General features: G+C 60.2%; 18 protein-coding genes. 6 read left to right on the top strand and 12 right to left on the bottom strand.

Annotation, left to right across the window (positions count from 1 at the left end; all coding sequences use genetic code 11):
- Positions 1-69: 69 nt before the first annotated feature.
- Genes KGA88_RS06650 through KGA88_RS06640 form a run of 3 tightly spaced genes read right to left on the bottom strand, consistent with a single transcriptional unit; the run spans position 70 to position 3,063 of the window.
- Positions 70-366 (bottom strand): helix-turn-helix domain-containing protein, encoded by a 297-nt coding sequence (locus KGA88_RS06650; protein WP_007894945.1) that lies wholly within the window; start codon positions 364-366, stop codon positions 70-72.
- A gap of 35 nt (positions 367-401) precedes the next feature.
- On the bottom strand, positions 402-893 hold the full coding sequence (locus tag KGA88_RS06645; RefSeq protein ID WP_223589744.1) for a YgjP-like metallopeptidase domain-containing protein: 492 nt from the start codon (positions 891-893) through the stop codon (positions 402-404).
- Between the two features lie 46 nt (positions 894-939).
- Entirely contained in the window at positions 940-3,063 is a 2,124-nt protein-coding gene (locus KGA88_RS06640; protein WP_223589742.1) for a putative bifunctional diguanylate cyclase/phosphodiesterase, read from the bottom strand.
- A gap of 324 nt (positions 3,064-3,387) precedes the next feature.
- Between KGA88_RS06640 and KGA88_RS06635 the strand changes: the two genes are divergently transcribed.
- Positions 3,388-4,056 carry a polysaccharide lyase family 7 protein gene (locus KGA88_RS06635; protein ID WP_110658736.1) on the top strand — a complete coding sequence of 223 codons (669 nt, stop codon included), beginning with the start codon at positions 3,388-3,390 and terminating at the stop codon, positions 4,054-4,056.
- Positions 4,057-4,251: 195 nt separating this feature from the next.
- Here the strand turns inward: KGA88_RS06635 and fba are convergent, their stop codons facing one another.
- From fba to tkt, 6 genes are all read right to left on the bottom strand, one after another.
- Positions 4,252-5,316, bottom strand: a complete 1,065-nt coding sequence (fba, locus tag KGA88_RS06630; protein WP_007981624.1) for a class II fructose-bisphosphate aldolase — start codon at positions 5,314-5,316, stop codon at positions 4,252-4,254.
- 262 nt (positions 5,317-5,578) lie between these two features.
- Positions 5,579-5,911: an MliC family protein gene (locus tag KGA88_RS06625; RefSeq protein WP_110658734.1), complete on the bottom strand. Its 333-nt coding sequence runs from the start codon at positions 5,909-5,911 to the stop codon at positions 5,579-5,581.
- Positions 5,912-5,967: 56 nt separating this feature from the next.
- Complete coding sequence (locus KGA88_RS06620) at positions 5,968-6,189, bottom strand: hypothetical protein (RefSeq protein ID WP_110658732.1); 222 nt, start codon at positions 6,187-6,189, stop codon at positions 5,968-5,970.
- A gap of 35 nt (positions 6,190-6,224) precedes the next feature.
- Entirely contained in the window at positions 6,225-7,388 is a 1,164-nt protein-coding gene (locus KGA88_RS06615; protein ID WP_110658730.1) for a phosphoglycerate kinase, read from the bottom strand.
- A 26-nt stretch (positions 7,389-7,414) separates the two neighbouring features.
- Positions 7,415-8,473 (bottom strand): erythrose-4-phosphate dehydrogenase, encoded by a 1,059-nt coding sequence (gene epd / locus KGA88_RS06610; protein WP_110658728.1) that lies wholly within the window; start codon positions 8,471-8,473, stop codon positions 7,415-7,417.
- Between the two features lie 191 nt (positions 8,474-8,664).
- Entirely contained in the window at positions 8,665-10,662 is a 1,998-nt protein-coding gene (gene tkt / locus KGA88_RS06605; RefSeq protein ID WP_110658726.1) for a transketolase, read from the bottom strand.
- A gap of 262 nt (positions 10,663-10,924) precedes the next feature.
- Between tkt and KGA88_RS06600 the strand changes: the two genes are divergently transcribed.
- From KGA88_RS06600 to KGA88_RS06585, 4 genes are all read left to right on the top strand, one after another.
- Positions 10,925-11,920 (top strand): ArsR/SmtB family transcription factor, encoded by a 996-nt coding sequence (locus KGA88_RS06600; RefSeq protein ID WP_110658724.1) that lies wholly within the window; start codon positions 10,925-10,927, stop codon positions 11,918-11,920.
- An 18-nt stretch (positions 11,921-11,938) separates the two neighbouring features.
- Entirely contained in the window at positions 11,939-13,129 is a 1,191-nt protein-coding gene (gene metK / locus KGA88_RS06595; RefSeq protein ID WP_103396728.1) for a methionine adenosyltransferase, read from the top strand.
- Between the two features lie 284 nt (positions 13,130-13,413).
- Complete coding sequence (gene ligB, locus KGA88_RS06590; protein WP_223589739.1) at positions 13,414-15,093, top strand: NAD-dependent DNA ligase LigB; 1,680 nt, start codon at positions 13,414-13,416, stop codon at positions 15,091-15,093.
- Between the two features lie 97 nt (positions 15,094-15,190).
- Positions 15,191-15,586, top strand: a complete 396-nt coding sequence (locus KGA88_RS06585; protein ID WP_223589737.1) for a DUF1090 domain-containing protein — start codon at positions 15,191-15,193, stop codon at positions 15,584-15,586.
- A 159-nt stretch (positions 15,587-15,745) separates the two neighbouring features.
- On the opposite strand, the gene KGA88_RS06580 is transcribed toward KGA88_RS06585, so the two are convergent.
- Positions 15,746-16,195: a c-type cytochrome gene (locus tag KGA88_RS06580; RefSeq protein WP_110662942.1), complete on the bottom strand. Its 450-nt coding sequence runs from the start codon at positions 16,193-16,195 to the stop codon at positions 15,746-15,748.
- 128 nt (positions 16,196-16,323) lie between these two features.
- Between KGA88_RS06580 and KGA88_RS06575 the strand changes: the two genes are divergently transcribed.
- The gene (locus KGA88_RS06575; RefSeq protein ID WP_110662940.1) at positions 16,324-17,508 is read left to right on the top strand and encodes a murein transglycosylase A; all 1,185 of its coding nucleotides are present in this window, start codon (positions 16,324-16,326) and stop codon (positions 17,506-17,508) included.
- Positions 17,509-17,653: 145 nt separating this feature from the next.
- On the opposite strand, the gene KGA88_RS06570 is transcribed toward KGA88_RS06575, so the two are convergent.
- The gene (locus tag KGA88_RS06570; protein WP_223589735.1) at positions 17,654-18,037 is read right to left on the bottom strand and encodes an MAPEG family protein; all 384 of its coding nucleotides are present in this window, start codon (positions 18,035-18,037) and stop codon (positions 17,654-17,656) included.
- Between the two features lie 31 nt (positions 18,038-18,068).
- Positions 18,069-18,902 carry an EamA family transporter gene (locus KGA88_RS06565; RefSeq protein WP_110661714.1) on the bottom strand — a complete coding sequence of 278 codons (834 nt, stop codon included), beginning with the start codon at positions 18,900-18,902 and terminating at the stop codon, positions 18,069-18,071.
- Positions 18,903-19,058 lie beyond the last annotated feature (156 nt).

The following is a 19,058-nucleotide window of genomic DNA, read 5'->3' as shown; positions in this document are numbered from 1 at the left end:
TGTGTTCACTGCTGATCTAATGTGGGAGCGGGCTTGCTCGCGAAATCGTCAGTCCAGTCACCGCTGAAGTCAGGGATACTCCAGCACCGCCTTGATCTGCCGCAGATTACGCTCGATCCACCCGCGATCGATCGCACCCCACTCGCGAATCCGATAGCGCCCAGCATGGTTGCGTGCGCCCTCTTCCTGCTCGAACTCACAGACGATATCCAGATCCGCCAGCGCCGCAATGGTGTCCTGTGCCGTGCGCCGGGGCATGCCGGTGACCTCGGTCAGCGCCGGGACGCTGCTGGCCAACCCGCTGTCGATCAGGTACGCCACGTACAGGCGGCGATAGAAACTGCTCTTGGTCTTGCTCACGTCCATCCACACACTCCTTGTTGCGATTCTTGGCGGTGTAGCTACTGCATGTCCCGCCACGTCAGGTACACCCGCACATCAAATTCCACCTGGTGATAACCCGGCAACATGTATTCGCACAGTTTGTAGAAGGCCTTGTTGTGGTCCGATTCCTTGAAGTGCGCCAGCTCATGCACCACGATCATTTTCAGGAATTCGCAAGGCGCTTCCTTGAACAGCGAAGCAATGCGGATTTCCTTCTTGGCCTTGAGCTTGCCACCCTGCACCCGGGAGATCGTGGTGTGCAGGCCGAGTGCGCGGTGAGTCAGGTCCAGGCGGTTGTCGAACAACACCTTGTCGATGGCCGGAGCATTACGCAGGTACTCCTGCTTGAGGTCCAGAGCATAGGTGTACAGCGCCTTGTCGCTCTGCACCCCATGCTTTTGCGGGTAACGCTGGCTAAGGTAATCGCCCAGCCGACCGTCGGCGATCAGCTGGCGCACCTGATCCTGCAAGGTAGCGGGATAGGCCTGGAGATATTTCAACACGGTCATCGGAGGTGGCAATACAGGTCACTGAAAGGTCGCCAGTGTAGCGAATTCAGCGAGGCAGCGCGCTCCAGTCAAACGGCTGGACAAAGACCCCGGTGTCTTCGGCCATCATCGGCCGGGCCACCAGAAAACCTTGCACATATTCGCAGCCGTTGGCCTGCAGCCATTCATACTGCGCGACGGTTTCCACCCCTTCGGCAACCACCAGCACCCCGTACTGTTTGCACAGGTCGATCACACTGCGCACCAGCGCCGCATCCCGTACTGATTCCGGCAACCTTGCGATCAAATGCCGGTCGAGCTTGAGGGTGTCCAGTTCCAGGTCGCGCAAGTGTGCCAGGGAACACGGTCCGGCCCCGAAGTCATCGAGCGCCACTCGCACCCCCAGGTTGTGCAGCAGGCGCAGTTGCTTGCGGGCTTCCTCGGGGTGATGCATCAAGGCCTCTTCCGTGACCTCTACCTCCAGTTGGCATGGCTGCAAGTCATGACGCTCCAGCACCTGGCGCAACTCGGCGGCCAGGTTGGGCATGCCGAACTGCGTACTGCTCAAACTGACGCCGAGCACCAGATCCTCGGCAAACATGGACTCCCAGGCTTTGCGTTGCCCGGCGCTGCGATGGTAGATCCAACTGCCCAGACGACTGATCAGCCGCGCCTCCTCCAGCAATGGCAAAAACAGCCCGGGGGGTACATCGCCAACGCTAGGATGCTGCCAGCGCAACAAGGCCTCGAAGCCACGAAGCCGCCCATCGGCAATCGCCACCTGAGGCTGATACACCAGCTTGAAATCGCGGTTCTCGATGGCGGTTCGTACACTCTCTTCCAGCATCAGCCGCGAGCGCGCCCGGCCGTTCATTTCATGATCGTAGAAGCGATATTGCTGGCGACCGGCGCGCTTGGCTTCGTACATGGCGATATCGGCCGCCCGCAGCATGCCGTCGAGATTGGCACCACAATCGGGGAACGTAGCGATGCCGATGCTGGCACCCAGGGCGATATCGAGGCCATCGACCTGCTGACAGATCGACACGCGCTCGATGAGTTTCTCGGCAATCTTCGCCGCTTGCTCGGGAAACTCCAGATCCAGCAGTGCGGTGAATTCGTCGCCGCCCATCCGCGCCAGAATGTCGAAGGGCCGCAAGCACGTCTTCAACTGTTCGGAGACCCAGCGCAGCACCCGATCGCCGGCATCGTGCCCGAGCGAATCATTGACGCGCTTGAAGCCGTCGAGGTCCAGGTACATCAAGACCCAGGAACTGTCGGAACGCTCACCGCGCAACAGCAGGTTCTCTACGGTCTGGTAGAACCCCCGGCGGTTGAGCAATCCGGTCAGCGGATCGGTGACCGCCTGAAATTCCAGTTGCTGATGCAGATGGCGCACCACCGACATGTCCAGCACGGTCACTACCATTGCATGTTGTTCGGCTGGTAATGGTGCGCATGACAAGGCCACCGGCACCTGCTGGCCGCGCGTCGTACGCAACAGGGCATCGTGCAGACGCAAGGTCTCGCCGCGTTTGTAGCCGGCGAAGAATTCGGAATCGGCCCAGATCGGGACATGTGGTTTTTGCAGGTAGTCCAGGAATTCCTTGCCTTGCAGCTCCTCCAGGGGGGCATTGAGCAGTCGCGACATCGCCGGATTGGCAAAGCGAATCAGACCGTCCTCGCCCAACACCAGAATGCCTTCGGCAGCGTTATCCAGCACCGACGCATTAAAGGCACGAGCGGATTCCAGATCATGACTCAGGCGCTGCAAGGCCCGGCGGTTGCGCTGGTGTTCGAGCAACGCATGGACCTTGGGCGTGAAGATCTGTGGGTCGAACGGCTTGAACAGGTAATCCACCGCACCACTGGCATAGCCCTTGATCACGGCATCCTGGGACTGTTCGTTGGCGGTCAGGAAAATGATCGGCGTGAGACGGGTCCGCTGGCTACCACGCATCAGGCGCGCCACTTCATAACCGTCCATACCCGGCATCTGTACGTCCAGCAGCACCAGGTCGATATCGTGTTCAAGCAACAAACCGAGGGCCTCGAAGCCCGAGGCGGCTGTAATGACCCGCCAGTCCTGGCGCTGTAACAACGCGCGCATGCTGATCAGGTTTTCAGGGTAATCGTCGACGACTAAAAGGGTTGAGCCGCCTTCTACTGGCGTGGGTTGCGCGCATTCCATGCTGCTTCTCTAATTGCGGGGCGTCAGGCCGGTTTCTCGTGAAAACCGGACAAATACTGTGTCTTCACTCTAGACCCGGTTCTGCAAAAGCAGAAGGTGTCAGTGAGCCATCATTTAATCATTGTGTCTTTTTGCCGACTAACGGTCGATTGTTCAGTCCGATGTAAACCGGGAAAGATGGCATTTCGACAGGTTGTTGACGTCAACCACCCGTCAGGCGGGCGTTAACAAAATCTCCCGCTACGCTTATAAAGGCCGCCCCAAAAGGCGCGGTCTAGAGCTTCTGGCACGCCCGTGCAGCATGAACCCAGTGGAAGAACCGACATGATCGATCTCGCAACCTGGAACCTCAGCGTTCCCGTTGGCAGCCCGCCGTACACCGTCGAAACCGCCAAACTGGTGGATGGCTTCAAGGATCAATACTTCCATTCCGACACCGGCACATTGTTTTTCTGGTCACCCGTGACCGGCTCCCGTACCGAAAACGCGATTTACCCGCGCACCGAATTGCGTGAAACCTACAGCAACGGCACGTTGAAAAACTGGTATTACCCGGATGCCGACAATTTGTTGCATGCCACTCTGGCAGTGAATCAGGTGCCAAGTTCCGGAAAGATTGTCATTGGCCAGATCCATGCCTTTCAAAGCCAGAAACCGCTGGTGAAAGTCGAATACCAATACAAAACCAGTACAGGCACCGGCAATATCGTCGCCAAGGTCCGGATGCATCCCGATGACGATTCAGGCCGGGTGATCATCGTTGCGACGGGGGTGAAACTCGACCAGGAGTTCAACTACCTCATTCACCTCAGCCCCGGCGGGGCCCTGGGCATCAGCGCGGCAGGCTATCAATGGGATACGCAAATCAGCGCAACCTGGCGCGACAAACCGCTGTATTTCAAGGCAGGGGTCTATGTGCAGGACAACACCGGGTACACCAGTGAAGGCGGGAAGGTGACGTTCAGCAAGCTGGATATCGATCACAATCAATGATGTCGAGGCATCGTTGACACTGTGGGAGCGGGCTTGCTCGCGAAGGCGTAGGGTCAGACGACATTAATGTTGAATGACACACCGCTTTCGCGAGCAAGCCCGCTCCCACACTGATCGCGTCGACCATGGAGCATCGCTCACAAAAAACCCGCCTGTTTCGGCGGGTTCTTTATTGATGAAGCTAAACGCTCAGGCTTAGTTGACCTTGGCGTTCAACTCACCTTTCAGATAACGCTGATACATGCCTTCCAGCGAGATCGCCTTGATCTTCGAAGCGTTGCCGGCAGTGCCGAAGGCTTCGTAGCGAGCGATGCACACATCACGCATTGCAGTGACGGTGGCGCCGAAGAATTTACGCGGGTCGAACTCGCTCGGGTTGGTGGCCATCAGGCGACGCATTGCGCCAGTGGATGCCAGGCGCAGGTCGGTGTCGATGTTGACCTTGCGCACGCCGTGCTTGATGCCTTCGACGATTTCTTCAACCGGTACGCCGTAGGTTTCCTTGATGTCGCCACCGTACTGGTTGATGATCGCCAGCCACTCTTGCGGAACCGAAGACGAACCGTGCATCACCAGGTGAGTGTTCGGAATGCGCTTGTGGATTTCCTTGATGCGGTCGATCGCCAGCACGTCGCCGGTAGGTGGCTTGGTGAACTTGTAGGCGCCGTGGCTGGTACCGATGGCGATGGCCAGGGCATCAACCTGAGTGCGTTTTACGAAGTCAGCGGCTTCTTCCGGGTCGGTCAGCATCTGGCTGTGATCCAGAACGCCTTCGGCGCCGATACCGTCTTCCTCACCGGCCATGCCGGTTTCCAGCGAACCCAGGCAGCCCAGCTCGCCTTCTACCGATACGCCACAGGCGTGAGCCATGGCCACGGTCTGTTGGGTAACGCGGACGTTGTAGTCGTAGTCGGTCGGGGTCTTGCCGTCTTCGCCCAGGGAACCGTCCATCATCACCGAGCTGAAGCCCAGTTGGATGGAGCGCTGGCAGACGTCAGGGCTGGTGCCGTGGTCCTGGTGCATGCACACCGGGATGTGCGGGAACTCTTCGATGGCAGCCAGGATCAGGTGACGCAGGAACGGTGCACCGGCGTATTTGCGAGCACCGGCCGAAGCCTGGACGATCACCGGGGAGTCAGTCTTGTCAGCGGCTTCCATGATGGCGCGCATCTGCTCAAGGTTGTTGACGTTGAAGGCTGGAACGCCGTAGCCGAACTCGGCTGCGTGGTCCAGCATCTGGCGCATGCTGATAAGTGCCATTGTGTGTATCTCTCCCGGTTGAGGGTCGTTAATCGTGCCAGCCTGCCGTAGCGGCGGCGGCTATTCAAGTTATTGCAGATCGGGGGTTGGCCCGGGCTGCGAATTCGGTGTTGCGAAAATCTCAACAACTGCACAGAACCCTTGTGGGAGCGGGCTTGCTCGCGAATGCGGCTCAACATTCAACATCTATGCAAGCTGATCCACCGCTTTCGCGAGCAAGCCCGCTCCCACATTTGGATCTCTGTACATCAAATCAATCGTGTTATTCAGCCTTGCAGCCACGGCCAATCAAATCATTGGTGGCGACCCAGTAAACCAGGCCTTCCTCACCTTTTATGTGAAACGCCAACATGTCATTGCTGTACAACGAACCCGATGCACCCGGTTCCTGCTTGAGGCGGTAGACCTGATCGGCACCGCCCAGGCGCACGTCGACTTCCGTGCGACTGTCGTCGGTGTAGCGCCACAACACTTTGGCCTGGCTGTCGCAGGTCCAGGTAGTCCAGTTATCCACAGGCGCGGACGACTGGAACGGGTTCAACTGAGCACAACCGGCCAACAGCGCCAACGCCGTAACGGCGATAAAACCTTTCATCCGTGTCCCTCGACTGGCGGCGCACGCTGCCAGCCCTGAGTAAAGAGTCAGACCCGTCAAGGACAACCATGTTCCTTGGCGGGTGTCCGGGTCTCGTATTTGTCCAGTCCCTCGGGCCCGGAACGCTTGTTGAGCACCGGGTTGGTTTCGGCCTGCCAGTCAGCCTGGTAGCAGCCTTTGTCCGACTCGGACGGCGCCGGTTCCGGTGTGGCCTTCGGGTTACTCCCGCACGCCACCAGCGAACCCGCGACGATCAACAGCGCTAACGTCTTGACCATGTCAACACTCCCTTGCCTGGCCAAACGGGCGACCCTCAGGCCTTGGCCCGGCTTTCCAGGACTTCAACGGCTGGCAGGACCTTGCCTTCGACGAATTCGAGGAACGCGCCGCCACCGGTAGAAATGTAGGAGATCTTTTCGGCCACGCCATACTTGTCGATGGCCGCCAGGGTGTCGCCACCGCCAGCGATGGAGAACGCCGAGCTGTCCGCGATGGCCTGGGCCAGCACTTTGGTGCCATTGCCGAACTGATCGAACTCGAAAACACCGACCGGACCGTTCCACAGGATGGTCTTGGACGACTTCAGCAGCTCGGCGAAATTCGCCGCGGTCTGCGGGCCGATGTCCAGGATCATGTCGTCGGCAGCAACGTCAGCGATCAGTTTGACGGTCGCAGCGGCGCTTTCAGCGAATTCCTTGGCAACCACGACGTCCACTGGCAGCGGCACGCTGACCTTGGCGGCGATGGCGCGAGCGGTGTCGAGCAGGTCCGGCTCGTACAGCGACTTGCCGACCGGGTGACCGGCAGCGGCCAGGAAGGTGTTGGCGATGCCGCCGCCGACGATCAACTGGTCGCAGATCTGGCTCAGGCTGTTCAGTACGTCGAGTTTGGTCGACACCTTGGAACCGGCAACAATGGCCGCCATTGGCTGGGCCGGGGCACCCAGGGCTTTGCCCAGTGCATCCAGTTCAGCCGCCAGCAGCGGGCCGGCAGCGGCGATTTTGGCGAACTTGGCCACGCCGTGGGTCGAACCCTCGGCACGGTGAGCGGTGCCAAAGGCGTCCATCACGAACACGTCGCACAGGGCGGCGTATTGCTGGGCCAGTTCGTCGGCGTTCTTTTTCTCGCCTTTGTTGAAGCGCACGTTTTCGAACAGCACGATGTCGCCGGCCTTGACGTCGACGCCGCCCAGGTAGTCGGCCACCAGCGGCACTTCACGGCCCAGCGCCTTGCTCAGGTAGTCGGCGACTGGCTTGAGGCTGTTCTCGGCCGAGAACTCGCCTTCGGTCGGACGGCCAAGGTGCGAGCAGACCATCACGGCCGCGCCTTTTTCCAGGGCCAGCTTGATGGTCGGCAGCGAGGCCAGGATACGCGCATCGCTGGTGACAACACCGTCCTTGACTGGGACGTTGAGGTCTTCGCGGATCAATACGCGCTTACCTTGCAGATCGAGGTCGGACATCTTCAACACGGTCATGGGTCGCATTTCCTGAGTAGCTGATCTTAAAGAGCAGGTTTTTTTGAAGTCGCTGTTTGCAGATAGTGTTCTGCAACGTCCAGCATTCGGTTGGCAAAACCCCATTCGTTGTCGAACCAGGCCAGGATGTTCACCAGCCGTGGGCCGGAAACGCGGGTCTGACTGGCATCGACGATCGCCGAATGTGGGTCATGGTTGAAATCACAGCTTGCGTGAGGCAACTCGGTATAGGCCAGCAGGCCTTTGAGCGGGCCGCTGGTGGCGGCTTCGCGCAGGATCCGGTTGACCTCGGTGGCGTCGGTCGCGGTGGCGGTCTGCATCGTGATATCGAGGCAGGACACGTTGACCGTCGGCACCCGCACGGCTTTGGCCTGAATTCGTCCGGCAAGTTCCGGCAACAGGCGCTCGATACCACGCGCCAGACCGGTGGACACCGGAATCACCGACTGGAACGCCGAACGGGTGCGGCGCAAGTCTTCATGGTGATAGGCATCGATGACCGGCTGATCGTTCATCGCCGAGTGAATGGTGGTGATCGACACGTAGTCCAGGCCAATGGCCTGATTCAGCAGGCGCAGCAGCGGCACGCCGCAGTTGGTGGTGCAGGACGCGTTGGACACCAGCAGTTCGTCGCCGGTCAGGCAATCCTGGTTCACGCCGTAGACGATGGTGGCGTCGACATCGGTCTCGCTGGCCATCGGCTGGGAAAACAGCACGCGCGGGGCGCCAGCGTCGAGGAAACGCTGGCCGTCTTCGCGAGTGTTATAAGCGCCGGAGCACTCCAGCACCAGATCGACGCCCAGGGACGCCCAATCGATGCCTTCGGGGGTGGCACTGCGCAGGACCTTCACGCAGTCGCCATTAATATGCAGACAATCGCCGTCGACTTTCACTTCGCCGGGAAAACGCCCGTGAGTGGAGTCGAAGCGTGTCAGGTATTCGATGCTGGCCATGTCTGCCAGATCATTGATCGCGACAATTTCAAACCCGGCCTTTTCGCCTCGCTCGAACAACGCACGCAAGACGCAACGACCAATCCGGCCGTAGCCGTTGAGTGCAACTTTGTAGGGACGCGGTTGAGGCATGGGGTTCTCGATAGACGCAGGTAGATCGAAATCTCGTTAACAACACATTTCCCCTGTAGGAGCGAGCCTGCTCGCGATGGTGGCCCAGGCAACGCGGGCATCCAGGCACCCCGCGTTTTCGTTAACGACCATCGCGAGCAGGCTCGCTCCTACAGGGGATTGCGGTGACCGAAGCCACCGCATTTGTGCTTTCAGTCTTCCAGCAGCTCTTCAGCCTGACCCAGGATGTTTTCCAGGGTGAAGCCGAACTCTTCGAACAAGGCAGGCGCAGGCGCCGACTCGCCGTAGGTAGTCATGCCGATCACGCGGCCTTCCAGGCCCACGTACTTGTACCAGTAGTCCGCGTGAGAAGCCTCGATGGCGATACGGGCGCTGACCTGCAGCGGCAGGACTGCTTGCTTGTAGCCGGCGTCCTGGGCATCGAACACACTGGTGCACGGCATGGAAACCACACGAACCTTGCGGCCCTGCTCGGTCAGTTTGTCGAAGGCCTGGACGGCCAGGCCGACTTCCGAACCGGTGGCGATCAGGATCAGTTCCGGCTCGCCCGCGCAGTCTTTCAATACATAACCACCACGGCTGATGTCGGCGATCTGGCCGGCGTCACGGGTTTGGTGCTGCAGGTTCTGACGCGAGAAGATCAGGGCCGAAGGACCGTCCTTGCGCTCCAGTGCGTACTTCCAGCTCACTGCCGATTCAACGGCGTCGGCCGGACGCCAGGTATCGAGGTTCGGCGTGCAGCGCAGGCTGGCCAGTTGCTCGATTGGCTGGTGAGTCGGGCCGTCTTCGCCCAGACCGATGGAGTCGTGGGTGTAGACGTGGATCACACGCTGCTTCATCAGGGCCGACATGCGTACCGCGTTGCGCGCGTATTCCATGAACATCAGGAAGGTCGCGCCGTAAGGCACCAGGCCACCGTGCAGGGCAACGCCGTTCATGATCGCGGTCATGCCGAACTCGCGCACGCCGTAGTACATGTAGTTGCCGCTGGCATCTTCGGCGGTGACGCCTTTGCAGCCTTTCCACAGGGTCAGGTTGGAACCGGCCAGGTCAGCCGAACCGCCGAGGAACTCGGGCAGCAGCGGGCCGAACGCGTTCAGGGCGTTCTGGCTGGCTTTACGGCTGGCAATGGTTTCGCCCTTGGCAGCCACTTCGGCGATGTAGGCCGAAGCTTTTTCGCTGAAGTCTGCCGGCAGTTCACCGCTCAGACGACGAATCAGTTCGTTGGCTTCGGTCGGGAACGCGGCGGAGTAGGCAGCGAAACGCTGGTCCCACTCGGCTTCGACAGCTTTACCGGCTTCCTTGGCGTCCCACTCGGCGTAGATATCGGCCGGGATTTCGAACGGACCGTGGTTCCACTTCAGCGCCGCACGGGTCAAGGCGATTTCCGCATCACCCAGCGGGGCGCCGTGGCAATCTTCCTTGCCTTGCTTGTTCGGCGAACCGAAGCCGATGGTGGTCTTGCAGCAGATCAGGGTTGGCTGCGCGCTCTTGCGGGCGGTCTCGATCGCAGTCTTGATCTCTTCCGGGTCGTGACCGTCAACGTTGCGGATCACTTGCCAGTTGTAGGACTCGAAACGCTTCGGCGTGTCGTCGGTGAACCAGCCTTCGACTTCGCCATCGATGGAGATGCCGTTGTCATCATAGAAGGCGATCAGTTTGCCCAGGCCCAGGGTACCGGCCAGGGAAGCGACTTCGTGGGAAATGCCTTCCATCATGCAGCCATCACCCAGGAACACATAGGTGTGGTGATCGACGATGTTGTGACCAGGACGGTTGAATTGCGCCGCCATGACTTTTTCAGCCAGGGCAAAGCCCACGGCGTTGGCCAGGCCCTGGCCCAGTGGACCGGTGGTGGTTTCTACGCCCGGGGTGTAGCCCAATTCCGGGTGACCCGGAGTGCGGCTGTGCAGTTGACGGAACTGCTTCAGGTCATCGATCGACAGGTCGTAGCCGGTCAGGTGCAGCAGCGAGTAGATCAACATCGAGCCGTGCCCGTTGGACAGCACGAAGCGGTCGCGGTCGGCGAACGATGGATTGCTCGGGTTGTGCTTGAGGTAGTCGCGCCAAAGTACCTCGGCGATATCCGCCATACCCATTGGGGCACCGGGATGGCCGCTGTTGGCTTTTTGCACGGCATCCATGCTGAGGGCACGAATGGCGTTGGCACGCTCACGACGGCTAGGCATCGCTGTTCTCCTGGGGGACTTGAATAAAACGAAACGGAAAAAAGGCGAGCATTTTCCCTCACCGGGACGCCTCGGGGCAATGACAGATAGTCATCTAAAGGCGTTTTTCCAATGGATAACGACGGTTTCGTTTGGTGAAACCTTTCCGCCGTCCGTTTGTTGACTGAAGCTAACGTCCGGAAGTGCCATCTATCGAGCAATATCAAAACTTTTTGATATTGCTCTTGCGATGCCTTCGACCCGTGACTAGACTGCCGGCCTTATGAATTTACGCGTGCCTTCCATTCAACATGACGATTGCGATGAGCTGGCGGCCTTGTGCAAGGCTGGCGGCGATCCCCTGCGGTTGAATGTTTTGCGCGCATTGGCCAACGATTCGTTCGGCGTGCTGGAACTGGCGCAGATCTTCGGCATCGGCCAGTCAGGCATGAGCCACCACCTCAAGGTACTGGCACAGGCCGACCTGGTAGCGACGCGCCGCGAAGGCAACGCGATCTTCTACCGTCGCGCCCTGCCCCACACCGAACTGCTGGGCGGCAAATTGCACGCGGCCCTGCTCGAAGAAGTGGACAACCTGACGCTGCCGGCCGACGTACAGTCGCGCATCGCCCAGGTCCATGGGCAACGCGCGGCGGCCAGCCAGGACTTTTTCTCACGGGTAGCGGAGAAGTTTCGCGCCCAGCAAGACTTGATCGCCGGCCTGCCGCAGTACCGCGAAAGCGTGGTTGCACTGCTCGACAAGCTGAGTTTCGACAAAGACGCCACGGCCATTGAAGTCGGCCCCGGCGATGGCGCATTCCTGCCGGAGCTGGCGCGCCGTTTCTCGCAAGTCACGGCGCTGGATAACAGCACCGCGATGCTCGAACTGGCGCGCCAGGTCTGCGAACGCGACAAGCTGACTAACGTTAGCCTGCAACTGGCCGATGCATTGAACGGCGTCAGCCTCAAGGCCGATTGCGTGGTACTGAACATGGTGCTGCACCATTTTGCCGCACCGGCCGATGCGCTCAAGCACATGGCCCACTTGCTGCAACCAGGCGGTAGCCTGTTAGTGACAGAGTTATGTAGCCACAACCAGAGTTGGGCCAAGGAGGCCTGCGGTGATCTCTGGCTGGGGTTTGAACAGGACGATCTGGCCCGTTGGGCCACCGCTGCGGGACTCGTTCCCGGGGAAAGCCTCTATGTAGGCTTACGTAATGGTTTCCAGATCCAGGTCCGCCATTTTCAGCGGCCGGCTGGCGACACTCACCATCGGTAATTTCAGGAAAAAATCGAGATGAGCGAATACTCCCTTTTCACCTCCGAGTCCGTGTCTGAAGGGCATCCGGACAAAATCGCCGACCAGATTTCTGATGCGGTGCTGGACGCCATCATTGCTGAAGACAAGTTCGCCCGTGTGGCGTGCGAGACTCTGGTGAAAACGGGCGTGGCCATCATCGCCGGCGAAGTCACCACTTCGGCCTGGGTTGACCTGGAGCAGATCGTTCGTGACGTGATCACCAACATCGGCTACACCAGCTCCGACGTCGGTTTCGACGGCGCCACCTGCGGCGTGATGAACATCATCGGCAAGCAGTCCCCTGACATCAACCAGGGTGTCGACCGTGCCAAGCCTGAAGATCAGGGCGCCGGCGACCAGGGCCTGATGTTCGGCTACGCCAGCAACGAGACCGACGTGCTGATGCCAGCACCGATCACCTTCTCGCACCAGCTGGTACAGCGCCAGGCTGAAGCCCGTAAATCCGGCCTGCTGCCTTGGCTGCGTCCGGACGCCAAGTCGCAAGTCACCTGCCGTTACGAAAACGGCAAGGTTGTCGGTATCGACGCTGTTGTTCTGTCGACCCAGCACAACCCGGAAGTGTCGTACAACGACCTGCGCGAAGGCGTGATGGAGCTGATCGTCAAGCACGTGCTGCCTGCCGAACTGCTGAGCAAAGACACCCAGTTCCATATCAACCCGACCGGCCAGTTCATCATTGGCGGCCCGGTGGGTGACTGCGGCCTGACCGGTCGCAAGATCATCGTCGACAGCTACGGCGGCATGGCCCGTCACGGCGGCGGCGCGTTCTCCGGTAAAGATCCATCGAAGGTTGACCGCTCGGCGGCCTACGCCGGTCGTTACGTGGCCAAGAACATCGTTGCCGCCGGCCTGGCCGAGCGCTGCGAGATTCAGGTTTCCTACGCGATCGGTGTTGCCCAGCCGACGTCGATCTCGTTGAACACCTTCGGCACCGGCAAGATCAGCGATGACAAGATCGTCAAACTGGTCCGCGAAGTGTTCGACCTGCGTCCATACGCGATCACCACCATGCTCGACCTGCTGCACCCGATGTATCAGGAAACCGCTGCGTACGGCCACTTCGGTCGCACCCCGGCAACCAAGACCGTTGGCGAAGACACCTTCACCACGTTCACCTGGGAAAAAACCGACCGCGCCGACGCCCTGCGTTCTGCTGCCGGCCTGTAAGATTTCCCCGCAACACCGAAAAGCCCCGCACGGTTCGCGCCTTGCGGGGCTTTTTATTGGGATTGGCTTTACACCGCGTCGCGGCCTTCGCGAGCAAGCCCGCTCCCACACCTGATCTGCAGCGAACACAAAGCTTGTGTGCACCCGATACCCCATGTGGGAGCGGGCTTGCTCGCGAAGAGGCCCCAGCTCCGCCACTAGAAACACTCGGTAAAAACCCCACCCGCTGCGCCAATTGATACTGACCTAGCCTTCACGCACCTCACCGAGCAAGGACGCTCAAGATGCTTGCCAACCCGCGCCTGTTTTTCGCCTTTCTGCTGACCTTTACCTGCCTGACCGCCAATGCCGCCGAGTGCCCCGACTGGGCCTCGGAGCGCGCCCTGAACGAGGTCAACAAACTGCAACGGCAAATCGACCTCTGGGACGACAACTACCACCGCCAGGGACGCTCACTGGTTGCCGACGAACTCTACGACCAGTCCCGCGCGCGACTCACCCAATGGCGCCACTGCTTCAACCTGAGCCCGTCCGCAGACCCCTTGCGCACTGCGCGCGGTACGTTGCCCCACCCCATCGCCCACACTGGCCTGGGCAAACTGCATGATCGCCCCGCCGTGGAAAAATGGCTGCGTGATCGGATGGACGTCTGGGCCCAGCCTAAAATCGATGGCGTGGCGGTGACCCTGGTTTACCGCAACGGCCTGTTGGCCCAAGCAATCAGCCGCGGCGATGGCGAGAGTGGTCAGGACTGGACGGTTCCTGCACGGCAGATTCCGGCCATCCCGCAACGGCTATCGCCGGCCCGGGACTTGATCGTGCAAGGCGAGCTGTATTGGCGCCTGACCGATCACGTGCAGGCCCGGGCCGGCAGCCTCAATGCTCGTGCCTCGGTGGCCGGCCTGATGGCACGCAAGGTGTTGAGCGCCGAACAGGCCGCCGGCATCGATCTGTTTGTCTGGGACTGGCCCCAAGGACCGGCGAGCGTGCCCGAGCGTGCCGCGGCGCTGACTGCGCTGGGCTTCCCGAGTACCACGGCATACAGCCAGCCCATCACGTCCGTCGCCGATGCCGAACGCTGGCGCGAATACTGGTATCGCTCGCCCCTGCCCTTTGCCAGCGATGGCGTGGTCCTGCGCCAGAACCAGCGCCCGGCCGCCGAACGTTGGCAGGCCAGGTCACCCTATTGGGCCATCGCCTGGAAATACCCCTTCGCCCAGGCCCTGGCCGAAGTCCGCCAGGTTCACTTCAACATCGGCCGGACCGGGCGGATCACTCCGGTACTTGAACTGACCCCGGTGATGCTCGATGACCGGCAGGTCAAACGCGTCAATGTCGGTTCGATGCAACGCTGGCAGGCACTGGACATACGTCCCGGTGATCAGGTCGCCATCAGCCTGGCCGGGCTGACCATTCCCAGGCTCGATAGCGTTGTACTGCGCAGCAGCGAACGCACCGAATTGAACCCGCCGCTGGCAGCGGACTTTCACTCGTTGAGTTGCTGGCAACCGACTCCGGACTGTGAGAGCCAGTTTCTCGCGCGCCTGACCTGGCTCAGCAGCAAACAGGGTCTGGCACTACCCAACGTGGGTCCAGGGACTTGGGAAAAACTTCTTGCAACAGGTCGCCTGAACGGTCTGCTGGATTGGTTGACCCTCAATGCCCAAGAGCTTGCTACCATTGACGGTTTCGGCGAGCGCAGTGCGGCTCGTCTTGCAGACAGCTTCCACCAGGCCCGGCAACGTCCGTTCGCACACTGGCTGAAAGCCCTGGGATTGCCGCCGACAGGTCAGGTGCACCTCGGAGATTCATGGCAGTCTCTGGCGCAGCGAGACATCGAACAATGGCAGGCCGAGGCCGGTATCGGGCCAGGACGCGCGGGGCAACTGAGCGCCTTTTTCCGCGATCCGCAGGTCCTGGCCTTGAGTGAAACGTTACGAGATGCCGGGATTGACGGCTTTTAGCGGTCAGCCTTGCGCCCAGCGGGAACCCCAAGGGGGCCGCCGGGCTCAAACAAGCCATTGCCACACCGGCCCGCTTGCCTTCTTACATGGAGCTTTTATGAAACTTCTTTCACCGCTCGCCCTGTTGACCCTCTGCTGCGTGCTGGCCACCCCGTTGATGGCGGACGAGGAAGCACCAGGGCTGACCGGTTGCGCCGCCAAGAAGCAAGGCATCGTCAACCAGATCGAACTGGCCAAGGTCCACGGCAACGCCGACCAACAGGCAGGCCTGGAAAAAGCCCTGAGCGAAGTCGAAGCGAACTGCACCGACGCCTCGCTGAAGAAAGAACGGGAAAACAAGGTGCTCGACGCCAGGCACGAAGTCAGCAAGCGTCAGGCGGACCTCGACAAAGCCATGAGCAAAGGCGACTCCGACAAGATCAACAAGCGCAAAGACAAACTCGCCGATGCCCGCAAGGAATTGCAGGACGCACTGGATGAGCTGGATAAATAAGAACCGATAACGAACAAAGATCTTTGGTGTTACCAAAGCAGTCTTCGCGAGCAAGCCCGCTCCCACATTGGTTCTTCAGTGAACACAGCATTTGTGTCAACCGAGAGTCAAATGTGGGAGCGGGCTTGCTCGCGAAGGCGTCAGACCGAGCAATACCAATCAATGATCCCGAAACGCCTTATGACACGCACTGCAAGCATCTTCGACTTTCTGCACCGCCGGCCCCAGGTTGCTGGCCTTGTAGGGTTGAACCTGGCTGGCGATCACCAATTCACCGGTGGCGGATTCAAGATCACGGGCCATGCCCTGGAAACGCGCCTGCTGCTCCCAGACATCACTCTTGGCGCTGGTGTGATCTTCCTCGCGGACCTGCGGAAAGTGTTGCCACGGCTCACGGGACAGCGCATCGAGTTTCACCGAGCCCTCGGCGAACTTCGGGCCATCGAACGGAATGCGCCCGCGCAGCATGCCACCCAGGTCTTCACCGGTCTTGAGCATCTGCTTGAAAATGGCCTTGCGCTGGCCGAGCGGCGAGTTAGGGTCGACTCCGCCACAAGCGGACAATGTCAGGCAGGCCAGCAATACAACAGAAAGTCTTTTAAGAGTCATGGTGGCTTCAGGTCACGGGAAACGGCGGCCAGTATCCTCGCCTCATCGGCAAAGACCAATAGCCCTATTATCAATAAGGGTTGCCTGAACGCATGGAGCGCTCAGGCAACCGGCAAAGGAATCACTCCATGAACAGCCGTTTCAAGGCATGGCGTCACAGCCTGGCCTGGAGCCTGCCGATGGTGGCCCTGCTTGCAGGCTGCACCGGTGGCGACAACAAACAACCGAAAACCCATGCCCTGGCCACCTACTCCAGCGCCACCTGGGAAGCGCTGCCAGCGGTGTCCGACACCGATCTGGAAGCCGGTTTCGGTTCTTGGCGCAGCGCCTGCACCCGACTCAAGGCCGACCCGGTCTGGGGCGACACCTGCGCAGCGGCGGCCAATGTGCCGCAAACCGCCAGCGACATTCGCGGCTTCCTCAAGCAGAACCTCGATGTCTATGGCCTGCGTGCCGCCAACGACAACCCCAACGGCTTGATCACCGGCTACTACGAACCGGTCTATCCCGGGAGCCTGACCCAGACCAACGTTGCCAACGTCCCGGTCTATGGCGTCCCCGAGGACATGATCATCGTCGCCCTCGACAGCATTTACCCGGAACTCAAGGGCAAACGCCTGCGTGGTCGACTTGAAGGTCGCGTGCTCAAGCCGTACGACGATGCGGCAACCATCGAAAGCAAAGGGGTCAAGGCCCCGGTCGTGGCCTGGCTGACCGATCCGATGAACCTGCAGTTCTTGCAAATCCAGGGTTCGGGTCGTATCCAGCTCGACAATGGCCGCCAGTTGCGCATTGCTTACGCCGACCAGAACGGCCACCCGTATCGACCGATCGGCCGCTGGCTGGTGGAGCAGGGTGAGTTGAAAAAAGAAGACGTGACCATGGGCGCCATCAGCACCTGGGCCAAGGCCAATCCATCGCGGATTCCCGAACTGCTCGGCAGCAACCCCAGCTATGTGTTCTTCACCCGCAACCCGGACAGCAACGAAGGTCCGCGCGGCTCGCTGAACGTACCGTTGACCGCCGGTTACAGTGCGGCGGTGGATCGCAAGGTGATTCCGCTGGGCAGCCTGTTGTGGCTGTCCACCACCAGACCGGACGGTACCGCACTGGTTCGACCCGTGGCAGCTCAAGACACCGGCGGCGCAATTGCCGGTGAAGTCCGGGCGGATCTGTTCTGGGGTACCGGTGATGCGGCCGGGCAATTGGCCGGGGACATGAAGCAGCAGGGGCAGATCTGGATGCTCTGGCCCAAAGGTGCAGCGTTGCCGCAAGTGCCGCAGGTGGCGGATGCGGTCAAAGCCAATCCTTGAGTCCCGCGTCGCCTGACAGGCCGCTTTCGCGAGCAAGCCCGCTCCCACATAGGATCACCGTCGAACACAAGTTTTGTGTCCACTGAAGATCAAATGTGGGAGCGGGCTTGCTCGCGAAGCGGCCGGCAAAAACCCTGGAGATCTGTCAGACCGACACCACAAAGAAACTCACGATCAGCCCCATCCCGACGAACCACATCAACGACCGCAGCGCCGCCAGGTCCGTCAGATAGAAAATGATGTAAAGCAAACGACTGGTGATGAACAACACCGACAACACATTGATTGTCACCAATTCGGCGTTGCCCGCCAGGTGCGCCACAATCACTGCGGCTGCAAACGCTGGCGTCACCTCAAAACTGTTCAGCTGCGCCGCATTCGCCCGCTTGCCCAACCCCTCCAGCGAATCGAGAAACCCTCGTGGATCATGATTGTGTCTCAAACCGTATCCGCCGCTGATCTTCGCCACGGCCGTGCACAGATACGGCAGGAAGATCGCAATCAAAATGCACCACAGAGCAACCGTCATAAAGCAATCCCTTCTTCACGTTTCAGAACAGTCAAAATTTCATGACCAATATGCCAATCAGCACCAACCCACAGGCTAAGAGGCGCGGTCCGCCAAAAGGTTCTTTGAGGTAACGCATGCCAAACAGCACCACCAGAATCACGCTGATCTCGCGCAACGCCGCTGCTTCTGCAATCGAGCCCAATTGCATCGCCCACAGCACCAGAGCGTAGCTGAACAACACGCAAAACCCGACCGCCAGGCCCAACCGCCACTGCTCGCGCCAGAACAGCATGAACGCGGGTCGTTTGCGTACCACTGCCAACAACGGAAACGGCCAGGCACTGAGCATGGTGACCCAGACCAGGTAATCCAGAGGATGGGACCAACGCCGCAATGCCTGCCCGTCGATGTAGGTGTAGCAACCGATGCACAGGCCGATCAACGCCACCACCGGCAACATCGACCACGGCAAACGCGCACCGCCGCCCCCCTGCCAGAGCAGGCACAGCATGCCGAACGGGATCAGCAGGATGCCGAAAATCTGTTGATGGGTCAGTACTTCCCCGGCAAAGATCAGCGTCAGCGCCAGCACCACCAACGGTGACAGGCCGCGCATCAATGGATAGACCAGCCCGAGGTCGCCGACCCGATAGGCCTGGATCAGCAAATAGCGATAGAGCAACTCGAACGCCGCCGATGCCAGGATCCACGGCCAGATCTCCATCGGCGGCACGCTCAGGAACGGCAACATCAGCGCGACAAAGAGCAGCGCCACGCTGTCCATGCAGGCCACCACCAGCAGCCGCTCCGCACTGAATTTGATCAGGGTATTCCACGCCGCGTGCAACAGCGCCGCCACCAACACCAACGCCGTCGCAAGCACGGCCTACTCCTTATATTGACCCACCTCTTGTAGGAGCGAGCTTGCTCGCGAAAAACGTGAGGGCAACGTAGCCAACCGGCAAATACGCGTCTTCGTTCACGTCCATCGCGAGCAAGCTCGCTCCTACAGTGTTCGGTAGAGAATTGATTCGCCATA

The sequence above is a fragment of the Pseudomonas sp. A-R-19 genome (assembly GCF_019956575.1).
In the GTDB taxonomy this organism is placed as follows: Bacteria; Pseudomonadota; Gammaproteobacteria; order Pseudomonadales; family Pseudomonadaceae; genus Aquipseudomonas.
Note: the sequence above shows the minus strand (reverse complement) of the source record. Positions and strands in the feature narration are given on the sequence as shown.

Coding starts and splice junctions, on each gene's coding strand:
- metK (WP_103396728.1), top strand. CDS start 11,939: ATGAGCGAATACTCCCTTTTCACCTCCGAGTCCGTGTCTGAAGGGCAT.
- epd (WP_110658728.1), bottom strand. CDS start 8,473: ATGCCTCAACCGCGTCCCTACAAAGTTGCACTCAACGGCTACGGCCGG.
- KGA88_RS06575 (WP_110662940.1), top strand. CDS start 16,324: ATGAACAGCCGTTTCAAGGCATGGCGTCACAGCCTGGCCTGGAGCCTG.
- KGA88_RS06580 (WP_110662942.1), bottom strand. CDS start 16,195: ATGACTCTTAAAAGACTTTCTGTTGTATTGCTGGCCTGCCTGACATTG.
- tkt (WP_110658726.1), bottom strand. CDS start 10,662: ATGCCTAGCCGTCGTGAGCGTGCCAACGCCATTCGTGCCCTCAGCATG.
- KGA88_RS06570 (WP_223589735.1), bottom strand. CDS start 18,037: ATGACGGTTGCTCTGTGGTGCATTTTGATTGCGATCTTCCTGCCGTAT.
- KGA88_RS06625 (WP_110658734.1), bottom strand. CDS start 5,911: ATGAAAGGTTTTATCGCCGTTACGGCGTTGGCGCTGTTGGCCGGTTGT.
- KGA88_RS06585 (WP_223589737.1), top strand. CDS start 15,191: ATGAAACTTCTTTCACCGCTCGCCCTGTTGACCCTCTGCTGCGTGCTG.
- KGA88_RS06620 (WP_110658732.1), bottom strand. CDS start 6,189: ATGGTCAAGACGTTAGCGCTGTTGATCGTCGCGGGTTCGCTGGTGGCG.
- KGA88_RS06600 (WP_110658724.1), top strand. CDS start 10,925: ATGAATTTACGCGTGCCTTCCATTCAACATGACGATTGCGATGAGCTG.
- KGA88_RS06640 (WP_223589742.1), bottom strand. CDS start 3,063: ATGGAATGCGCGCAACCCACGCCAGTAGAAGGCGGCTCAACCCTTTTA.
- ligB (WP_223589739.1), top strand. CDS start 13,414: ATGCTTGCCAACCCGCGCCTGTTTTTCGCCTTTCTGCTGACCTTTACC.
- KGA88_RS06615 (WP_110658730.1), bottom strand. CDS start 7,388: ATGACCGTGTTGAAGATGTCCGACCTCGATCTGCAAGGTAAGCGCGTA.
- KGA88_RS06635 (WP_110658736.1), top strand. CDS start 3,388: ATGATCGATCTCGCAACCTGGAACCTCAGCGTTCCCGTTGGCAGCCCG.
- fba (WP_007981624.1), bottom strand. CDS start 5,316: ATGGCACTTATCAGCATGCGCCAGATGCTGGACCACGCAGCCGAGTTC.
- KGA88_RS06645 (WP_223589744.1), bottom strand. CDS start 893: ATGACCGTGTTGAAATATCTCCAGGCCTATCCCGCTACCTTGCAGGAT.
- KGA88_RS06650 (WP_007894945.1), bottom strand. CDS start 366: ATGGACGTGAGCAAGACCAAGAGCAGTTTCTATCGCCGCCTGTACGTG.